This window comes from Promicromonospora sp. NPDC060271, assembly GCF_042726755.1.
GTDB lineage: Bacteria > Actinomycetota > Actinomycetes > Actinomycetales > Cellulomonadaceae > Promicromonospora.
On sequence record NZ_JBHXBG010000055.1, the window covers coordinates 22,452 to 31,222 of the forward strand.

At 71.4% G+C, this 8,771-nt stretch carries 7 protein-coding genes; 1 reads left to right on the forward strand and 6 read right to left on the reverse strand.

The window, feature by feature from the left end:
* Positions 1-16: 16 nt before the first annotated feature.
* From ACFWE2_RS10870 to ACFWE2_RS10895, 6 genes are all read right to left on the reverse strand, one after another.
* Entirely contained in the window at positions 17-904 is an 888-nt protein-coding gene (locus ACFWE2_RS10870; RefSeq protein ID WP_377224235.1) for an alpha/beta hydrolase fold domain-containing protein, read from the reverse strand.
* A complete protein-coding gene (rhaI, locus tag ACFWE2_RS10875; RefSeq protein ID WP_377224236.1) occupies positions 901-2,076 on the reverse strand; it encodes an L-rhamnose isomerase in 1,176 nt (391 codons plus the stop codon). The genes ACFWE2_RS10870 and rhaI overlap by 4 nt, the downstream gene beginning before the upstream one ends.
* Before the next feature lie 182 nt (positions 2,077-2,258).
* Positions 2,259-3,272, reverse strand: coding sequence for a rhamnose ABC transporter substrate-binding protein (gene rhaS, locus ACFWE2_RS10880; RefSeq protein ID WP_377224237.1), 1,014 nt, complete (start codon positions 3,270-3,272; stop codon positions 2,259-2,261).
* 11 nt (positions 3,273-3,283) lie between these two features.
* Positions 3,284-4,345 carry an ABC transporter permease gene (locus ACFWE2_RS10885; RefSeq protein ID WP_377224238.1) on the reverse strand — a complete coding sequence of 354 codons (1,062 nt, stop codon included), beginning with the start codon at positions 4,343-4,345 and terminating at the stop codon, positions 3,284-3,286.
* Positions 4,342-5,373, reverse strand: coding sequence for an ABC transporter permease (locus tag ACFWE2_RS10890; protein WP_377224239.1), 1,032 nt, complete (start codon positions 5,371-5,373; stop codon positions 4,342-4,344). The genes ACFWE2_RS10885 and ACFWE2_RS10890 overlap by 4 nt, the downstream gene beginning before the upstream one ends.
* Positions 5,370-7,013 (reverse strand): sugar ABC transporter ATP-binding protein, encoded by a 1,644-nt coding sequence (locus ACFWE2_RS10895; protein ID WP_377224240.1) that lies wholly within the window; start codon positions 7,011-7,013, stop codon positions 5,370-5,372. The genes ACFWE2_RS10890 and ACFWE2_RS10895 overlap by 4 nt, the downstream gene beginning before the upstream one ends.
* A 210-nt stretch (positions 7,014-7,223) precedes the next feature.
* Between ACFWE2_RS10895 and ACFWE2_RS10900 the strand changes: the two genes are divergently transcribed.
* Positions 7,224-8,669 (forward strand): APC family permease, encoded by a 1,446-nt coding sequence (locus ACFWE2_RS10900; protein WP_377224241.1) that lies wholly within the window; start codon positions 7,224-7,226, stop codon positions 8,667-8,669.
* Positions 8,670-8,771: the final 102 nt, after the last annotated feature.

Sequence of the window (8,771 nt, forward strand, 5' to 3'; positions counted from 1 at the left end):
TCGGCCGGCGGGGGCGTCACGGCAAGGTGGTCGGGTGCTTCGTGCGGCGTGCCGACGAGACCGTCGGCGGTGAGCCAGACCGCGATACGCGCGATGCTGCGCGCCGCGCCGGCGGTGTGTGGCTCGTTGAGGTGGCCGTGATAGGTGCTGTCCTCCCGCACGAGCAGCACGTCGACGCCGGCCGCCGCGAGCTCCGCGCAGTACGCCTCGCCCGAGGCAGCGCGTCGTGGTCGGACGTGACGACGAACGTGGGCGGCAGCCCGCGCAGGTCCTGCCCTCCGGGGTGGGCGTACGGAGAGATCGGCAGGTCGCTGCCGCCCAGGTAGTTGGCGCCCATGGCGCGCATCGCCTCGGGCGGGAAGCTCCGGTCGGGCGGCAGGGCGGCGATCTTCTCGGCCAGCTCGGGGCTCGGCGCTGGGAGCTCGTAGTGGGCGACGGGGTAGGCCAGCACGATCGACCGGGGCTGCGGGCCGCCCGCGTCGCGCAGGCGGAGCGACGCACCGGCCGCCAGGTTGCCACCGGCGCTCGCCCCGCCCAGCGACCAGCGCTCGGGGCCGACGCCCAGACCGGCGTCCCGCGCCCAACCGTAGGCGAACGTGACCTCCTCGGACGCGACGGGGAACCGCACCCCGTCAGGTGCCGCGGAACCGGGACCGGGCGGGTCCCGGTAGTCGAGATCCGGTGCGAGCCGGTAGTCGACGCTCACGACCACCACGCCGACGTCGGCGAGCCGCCGCGCCACCCAGTCGGCCTCCGGCATGTCGAGGTCGCCGTGCATGAACGCACCGCCGTGCGCCCACACCAGGCCGGCCACCCGGTCGACGCCGGACGCCGGCTCGTAGACCCGCACCCTCAGGTCGCCGTGCGGGCCGTCGAGCAGGCGGTCCCCGACGACGCCGCTCACGCGCCCCATCCGGCCTGCGCGCCCCCGACCCGCTCTGCGGCGATCTTCTCGGCGTACCCGGAGGCCGCGAAGGCGGCCCTGGGGTCGGGGTCGAGGCCCATCTCCTCGCGCACCTGCGCCACGAGCGGGCGGACGTCGGTGTCGTACGCGTCCATGAGCACGGCGTGCGCGCCGAGCACGTCACCCGAGAGCTGGGCGGCCGTGAGCGCCTCGGCGTCGACGAGCAGGGCCTTCGCCGTCGCCTCCTGGACGTTCATGACCGAGCGGATCTGCGCGGGGATCTTGGGCTCGATGTTGTGGCACTGGTCGAGCATGAAGTTGACGCCGCTGTCCGGCGCGTGGGCGCCGGCCGAGACGATCTCGTGCATGATCCGGAAGAGCTGGAACGGGTCGGCGGCGCCGACCATGAGGTCGTCGTCGGCGTAGAAGCGGCTGTTGAAGTCGAAGGCGCCGAGGCGTCCCTGGCGCAGGAGCTGCGCCACGATGAACTCGATGTTGGTGCCCGGCGCGTGGTGGCCCGTGTCGAGCACGACCTTGGCCCGGTCACCAAGGGCCATGACGTGCAGCAGGGACGTGCCCCAGTCCGGCACGTCGGTGACGTAGAACGCGGGCTCGAAGAACTTGTACTCGAGCACCATGTGCTGGTCGTCGTCGAGCGCGGCGTAGATCTCGGCCAGCGACTCGGCGATCCGGTCCTGCCGGGCCCGGATCGAGTCCTGGCCCGGGTAGTTGAGGCCGTCGGAGAGCCAGACCTTGAGGTCCTTGGAGCCCGTCGCCCGCATGACGTCGATGCACTGCTTGTGGTGGTCGACCGCCTTGGCCCGCACCCTGGGATCGGGGTGGGCGAGGGAACCCAGCATGAAGTCGTCGTCCTGGAAGACGTTCGAGTTGATCATGCCGATCCGCACGCCCAGGTCCTCGGCGTGCCGGGCGAGCGCCCCGAAGTCGTCGACGAGGTCCCAGGGGATGTGCAGGCTGACCCGCGGCGCGACGCCGGTGTACTGGTGCACCTGTGCGGCGTCGGCCAGCTTCTCGAACGGGTCGCGCGGTACGCCCGGCTGGCCGAAGACCTTGAACCTCGTTCCCGAGTTCCCGAACGCCCATGACGGCAGCTCGATCGTCTGCTGCCGGAGCGCGGACCTGGCCGCCTCGGCACGTGCGGATGCCGCCATGGCGTCCTCCCTCTCTAGCGCACTACCCTGTGCGTGTTGAAACGATTCATCCCGACCCTAATCTGCGACCGACGAGGCGGTCAAGGCCACTACGGTCCTGTGATCGGTAAAAAAGTCAGGTGATCGGCAACCCGGGTTGCCGATCACCTGACGTTCTACCGATCACAGGATGACCGCAGAGGTCAGAAGTCGAAGTCCGCGATGTTGGTCTCGTCGAAGACGTATGGGTCGCCGAGCAGGACCTCGCCGTCCGTCCCCACCGTGAACTCGCCCAGGCGGCCCGCGGTGAAGGTCTCGCCCTCCTCGCCGGTGATGTCGCCGGCCGCCAGGGCCGCTGCGGCCTGCGTCGCCAGGTAGCCGAGGTCGGTCGGGTTCCACAGCGCGAACGCCTCGACGGTCCCGTCCTCGACGTACTCGCGCATCTGGTTGGGCGTGCCGAGCCCGGTCACCGCGACCTTGCCCTTGTACTCCGACGTCGACACGTAGCGGGCCGCCGCTGCGATGCCGACGGTGGTGGGCGAGACGATCCCCTTGAGGTCGGGGTGCGACTGCAGCAGCGCGGCGGTCTTGTCGAACGAGGTCTGGTCATCGTCGTCGCCGTAGACGGTCTCGACCAGCTCGATGTCCGGGTAGTCGGAGGCCAGCTTCTCCTCCATGAGCGCGATCCACGCGTTCTGGTTGGTGGCATTGGCGGACGCCGAGAGGATGGCGATCTCGCCCTCGCCGCCGATCTGGTCGGCGACCAGCTCGAGCTGCTTGTCGGCGATGCCCTCCGGCGAGGCCTGGTTGACGAACAGGTCCCGGAACTGCGGCTCGGTGTCGGAGTCGAACGTGACCACCTTGGTGCCCGCCGACCGCGCCTCCTCCAGCGCGTCGCCGATCGCCGTCGGGTCGTTGGCCGAGACCACCAGGGCGCCGACCCCCTGCTGGGCCGCCGTGTTGATGAACGGCACCTGGGCGTCGGGCGAGGCGGCGTCCGGCCCGACCTCCTCGACCGTGGCGCCCAGCTCCTCCGCCGCCTCCTGCGCGCCCGCCGTCGACGCCTCGAAGTACGGGTTGCCCAGGTTCTTGGGCAGTACGGTGATCGTCACCGCGTCGTCACCACCGCCGCCCCCGCCGTCGCCCGAACCGCAGGCGGCAAGGCCCAGCGCCAGCGCGGCGGCCGTACCGGCCGCGAGCACAGATGTGAACTTCATCGTTCGTCTCCCTACGTTCGCTGCCCGACGGCGGAGCCGCCATCGGGGTCCCCGTGAGCCCCCGCGGCGAAGCGAGGAGGCTCAGGGGGTGAGGCGGCGCTCCGCCGTCGGACTCTCAGGCCGCCCGCAACACGCGGGGCGACCACGGACACGACCAGCGCCGTGCCGATCACTATGTTGATGACGTTGACCGTCACGCCCTCCAGGCGTAGCGCGCTGCCGAGCACCCCGATGAGCAGGACGCCCGCGACCACCCCGTGGATCGCGCCGCGCCCGCCGAAGATCGACACCCCGCCGAGCAGCACGGCGGCGACCACCTGCAGCTCCATGCCCGTCGCGTTGTCGCCGCGCGCGCTGCCGTAGCGCAGCGTGTAGTAGACGCCCGCGAGCGCCGAGACCGCCCCGGACAGCACGAACAGGATCAGCAGGGTCCGCTTGAGGTCGACACCGGAGAACCGGGCGGCCTCGCTGCTGCGGCCGATGTCCAGCACGTTCCGCCCGAACGGTGTCGCGTGCAGGAGCACCGCGAAGAGGGCGATCGCGAGGAGCAGCCCGAGGGTGATGACCGGGTAGGGCGACTCCCCCAGCTTTGCGGTGGCGCCGTCGGTCCAGGACTCGGGGAAGCCGGTGACCGCCGTCGTGCCGAGCAGGCCGACGGCCAGGCCGCGGTAGAGGGCGAGCGAGCCGATGGTGACCGCCAGCGACGGCAGACCCGCGTACGCGACCAGTGCGCCGTTGATCGCGCCGCACACCGCGCCGAGCAGCACCGAGACCAGCAGCGCGGCCCACAGGCCGAGCCCCGCCTGGTGGAGCAGCCCGAAGGCGACGCTGGACAGGCCGACCACCGAGGCGACCGACAGGTCGATCTCCCCGGTGGCGATGATGAGCGTCATCGGGAGCGCGATGAGCAGCACGGGGGCGACGTCGAGCACCAGGTAGGTGATCGTGAGCGGGCCGTCGAAGCCCTGCACCGCCGAGGAGGCGACGACCCAGGCCACGACGAGGATCAGGACGGTGAGCATCTCGCGGGTGAGCAGCGCGCGCTGCCACCACGGGCGGGCATGGGTTCTCATGCGGTCGCCTCCTCGCTGTCGCCCTGGCGGCCGGCTACATGGTCGTCCGGGCCGGTGTCTCGCTCGGCGGCCAGGCGGCGCGAGCGCCGGCCGGCGAGCACCCGGTCCAGCGCGATGGCGCCGATGATGAGCGCGCCCACCACCGCGCGCTGCCAGAAGTCGGGGATGCCGACGACGGGCAGCGCCCGGTTGATCGTCAGCAGCAGCATCGCGCCGAGCGCGGCGCCCGCCACCGTGCCGCTGCCGCCGAAGATCGCCACGCCGCCCACGACGACGGCGCCCACCACCTGCAGCTCCATCCCGGTGCCCGCACCCGACGAGACGGTCCCGTAGCGGGCGGCGAACATCACCCCGGCGAGCCCGGCGAGGGCGCCGCCCAGGGCGAACGCCCCGAGCAGCCGGCGTCGGACCGGCAGGCCCTGGAGGGCCGCTGCGTCGGGGTCGGAGCCTATGGCGTAGAGCTGCCGCCCGCCGCGCGAGGTGTGCAGGTAGTGCGCGACGGCCGCGAGCACCACGGCGGCGACGATGGTCAGCACCGGCACGCCAAGCACCTGCTGCGTGCCCAGGCCGAGGAAGGCGCGCGGCATGTCGCCCGCGTCGATCCGGTCGCTGCCTGCCCAGGTGAGGGTCACGCCGCGGTAGACGTACAGGGTGCCGAGCGTGATGACGAGGGCTGGCACGCGGGCGAACGCGACGATCGAGCCGTTGACCAGGCCGAGCAGCGCGCCGGCGGCGACGGCGACCAGCGCCACCACGACTATCGGCAGGTCGGGCGCCGCCATGAACAGGCGACCCGTCAGATAGGCCGTGAGGCCGAGCACCGAGCCGACGGAGAGGTCCACGTTCCGCGTGATGACCACCACCGCCTGGCCCACGGCGAGCACGACGAGGATCGCGGGCGTGAGCAGCAGGTCGCGCCAGCCGCCCGCGCTGAGCAGGAAGCCGGGCTGGATCGCGGTGGTCACGCCGATCACCACCAGGAGGGCGAGGGCTATGCCCGCCTCACGACGCCGCAGGACGTTCCTCATGCCGCCCCCTCGGTCTCGGGGCCGCCGGTCTTGGGGCTGGTCTCCCTGCCGCCGGTCTCCCTGCCGCCGGTCTCGGGGCCGCTCCGGACGGCGCCCGGCGTCGCCGCGCGCATCACCGCCTCCGGCGTCGCCTCCGCGCGGCTGAGCTCCGCGACGATGCGCCCCTCGCGCACCACGAGCACCCGGTCGGCCATACCCAGTACCTCCGGCAGCTCGGACGAGATCATCAGGACGGCCAGCCCCTCGGCGGCCAGGGTAGACAGCAGCCGGTGCACCTCGGCCTTGGTGCCGACGTCGATCCCGCGGGTGGGCTCGTCGACGATCAGCACCTTCGGCCCGGTGGCCAGCCACTTCGCCAGGACCACCTTCTGCTGGTTGCCGCCGCTCATGGTGGTGGCGAGCGCGTCGAGCGCCCGTGCCTTCACCTCGAGCCGGCCGGACCAGTCCCGCGCGAGCCGCGCCTCGGCGCCGGGCAGCAGGATGCCGAGACGGGCCAGGCGCCCCCGCGCGGGCCCGTCCCCGCGGGCGCCGTCCTCGTCCCCTGGGCCGCGCCGTCGTCGAAGTGCGACCGAGGAGATGTTGCGCCCGACCGACGACTCCGTGACCAGGCCCTGCAGCCGCCTGTCCTCGGGGACCAGGGCGAGGCCGGCGGCGATGGCCGCCGCGGGGTCACCCGGTCGCAGCGGCCGTCCGCCGACGGTGACCCGGCCGGCGTCGTACCGGTCGACGCCGAACACCGCGCGCGCGATCTCGCTGCGCCCGGCCCCGACGAGGCCAGCGAGGCCGACGATCTCGCCCGCCCGCACCTCGAAGGACACGTCGTGGAACGTGCCCGTCGACTCCAGGCCGGCTACCCGCAGCACCACCTCGCCGGCGGTGCTCGGCACCTTCGGGTAGAGCTCGGCCACGTCGCGACCCACCATGCGGCGCACGAGGTCGTCGGGCGTGACGTCGGCGACGGCGTCCGTCGAGACGTGCTCGCCGTCGCGCATGACGGTCACGGTGTCGCAGAGGTCGACCACCTCGTCGAGGCGGTGCGAGATGAAGACGACGGCGCGGCCGGCGTCGCGCAGCCCGCGGGCGACCGCGAACAGGCGACGTACCTCGACCGCGCTCAGCGCCGCCGTCGGCTCGTCCATGACGAGGAGGCGGGCGTCCAGGGAGATCGCCTTGGCGATCTCGACGATCTGCTGGTCCGCTATGGAGAGCCCTTCGGCGGGACGGTCGGGATCCAGGTCGACGCCGAGGTCCCGGAACAGTCCCCTGGCGCCATCGCGCATGGCGCGCCGGTCGATCCGGCGGAACCGGCCGAGCGGCTCGCGGCCCAGGAAGATGTTCTCCGCGACGGTCAGGTCGGGGAAGCTCGCGGGCTCCTGATGGATGACGGCGACGCCGGCGGCCTTGGCCTCCGCGGGACCGGCGAAGTCGACGGGCTCCCCGTCGAGCTCGACGGTGCCGGCGGAGCGGCGGTGCACGCCGCCCACGATCTTGACCAGCGTGGACTTGCCCGCGCCGTTCTCCCCGACAAGGGCGTGGATGCTGCCCGGCTGGACCACCAGGGTCCCGGAACGGAGCGCTGCCACCGGCCCGAAGGACTTGGCAACCCCTTCGAGGCGCAGCGTCGGTACGGCGTTCGGCATCTCTCTCCGTCGAGCTGTGCGGGCGGTCGACGATGACCGCAGGTCTCCCACTGAACCGTTGAATCGTTCAAACAGGTACTCGGAAGATAGACCCGCCAGGTCAGAGCGTCAAGAAGTTCCGGCGCGTCCGTTGCCGTGCTGTTCCGCTTACGGGACTCTAGGTCGATCAGGGGCGAAGTCAGCCCACGCACCTTCCCGGAGGGACCGAAGATGAGCCAACCAACGGCCGAGGAACGCGCCGCCCTCGGTGAGGAACCAACCGAGCTCAAGCGGGTGATGGGGCCCAAGCTGCTCCTGCTGTTCATCGTGGGCGACATTCTCGGTACCGGCGTCTACGCACTCACCGGCGACGTCGCCGCGGAGGTCGGCGGTGCGGCATGGGCGCCGTTCATCGTCGCCTTCCTCGTCGCGCTCGTCACGGCGTTCTCGTACCTGGAGCTGGTCACCAAGTACCCGCGGGCGGCCGGCGCCGCGCTCTACACGCACAAGGCGTTCGGCGTCCATCTGCTCACGTTCATGGTCTGCTTCACGGTCATGTGCTCGGGCATCACCTCGGCCTCGACCGCGTCGCGCGCCTTCGCCTCGAACCTGGCGGTCGGCTTCGGGCTGGACGAGACCAACGCTGGACTCATCATCACCGTCGCACTGATCTTCATGGCCGTGGTCGCGGCCGTGAACCTGCGCGGCGTCGGTGAGAGCGTCAAGGCCAACATCTTCCTCACGCTGGTGGAGCTGTCCGGTCTGCTGCTCGTCATCATGATCGGCTTCTACGCGGTGTTCGCCGGACGGACGGACTTCAGCCGCACCATCATCTTCGACGACCCGGGCGACAAGGGTGCGTTCTTCGCCGTCACGGCGGCGACGTCCCTGGCGTTCTTCGCGATGGTCGGCTTCGAGGACTCCGTGAACATGGCGGAGGAGACCCGGGACCCGGTCAGGAACTTCCCGAAGATGATGATCACCGGCATCAGCATCACCGGGATCATCTACGTGCTCGTCGCGCTGTTCGCCGTCGCGATCGTGCCGGTGGGCGACCTGGCCGCCAGCGACACACCGCTCGTGACCGTCGTGGAGACAGCGGCCCCGGGCATACCCGCCGGCGACATCCTGCCGTTCATCTCGATGTTCGCCGTCGCCAACTCGGCCCTCATCAACATGCTCATGGCCAGCCGACTGCTGTACGGCATGGCCAAGCAGAACGTGCTGCCCGGGGTCCTGGGGCGGGTCGGCGCCCAGCGCCGGACACCGTGGGTCGCCATCCTCGTCACCACTGCCATCTCGTTCGGGCTGATCTACTTCGTCAGCCGCGACCCCGAGAACGACGTCGTCAAGGCGCTGGGCGGCACCACGGCGCTGCTGCTCCTGGCCGTCTTCGCCATAGTGAACGTCTGCGTTCTCGTGCTGCGCAGGGACCCGATCGAGCGCAAGCACTTCGTGGCACCGACGGTGCTGCCGGTGCTCGGCGCGCTCGCCTGCCTGTTCTTCGTCGGGCCGTGGACCGGCCGGGACGTCCTCCAGTACCAGATCGCCGGCTGGCTGCTCGGTATCGGCCTCGTCCTGTGGATCCTGATGTGGATCACTAACCGGCTGCTCGGCCAGCGCACCGCCATCACCGACCTCGAGGCGATCAACGAGCCGGAGGGCGGCGTCAACTAACCCCCTTCGCCGAGGTAGAGCGCTTGTCCGGACACCTGCTCTACTTCGCCGACCGGCCGTCGCCGAGGTAGAGCGTCTGTCCGGACAGGCGCTCTACCTCGG

What these genes read in the sequence shown, in the direction of transcription:
- rhaI (WP_377224236.1), bottom strand. Translation starts at nt 2,076, where the DNA reads ATGGCGGCATCCGCACGTGCCGAGGCGGCCAGGTCCGCGCTCCGGCAG.
- rhaS (WP_377224237.1), bottom strand. Translation starts at nt 3,272, where the DNA reads ATGAAGTTCACATCTGTGCTCGCGGCCGGTACGGCCGCCGCGCTGGCG.
- ACFWE2_RS10885 (WP_377224238.1), bottom strand. Translation starts at nt 4,345, where the DNA reads ATGAGAACCCATGCCCGCCCGTGGTGGCAGCGCGCGCTGCTCACCCGC.
- ACFWE2_RS10890 (WP_377224239.1), bottom strand. Translation starts at nt 5,373, where the DNA reads ATGAGGAACGTCCTGCGGCGTCGTGAGGCGGGCATAGCCCTCGCCCTC.
- ACFWE2_RS10895 (WP_377224240.1), bottom strand. Translation starts at nt 7,013, where the DNA reads ATGCCGAACGCCGTACCGACGCTGCGCCTCGAAGGGGTTGCCAAGTCC.
- ACFWE2_RS10900 (WP_377224241.1), top strand. Translation starts at nt 7,224, where the DNA reads ATGAGCCAACCAACGGCCGAGGAACGCGCCGCCCTCGGTGAGGAACCA.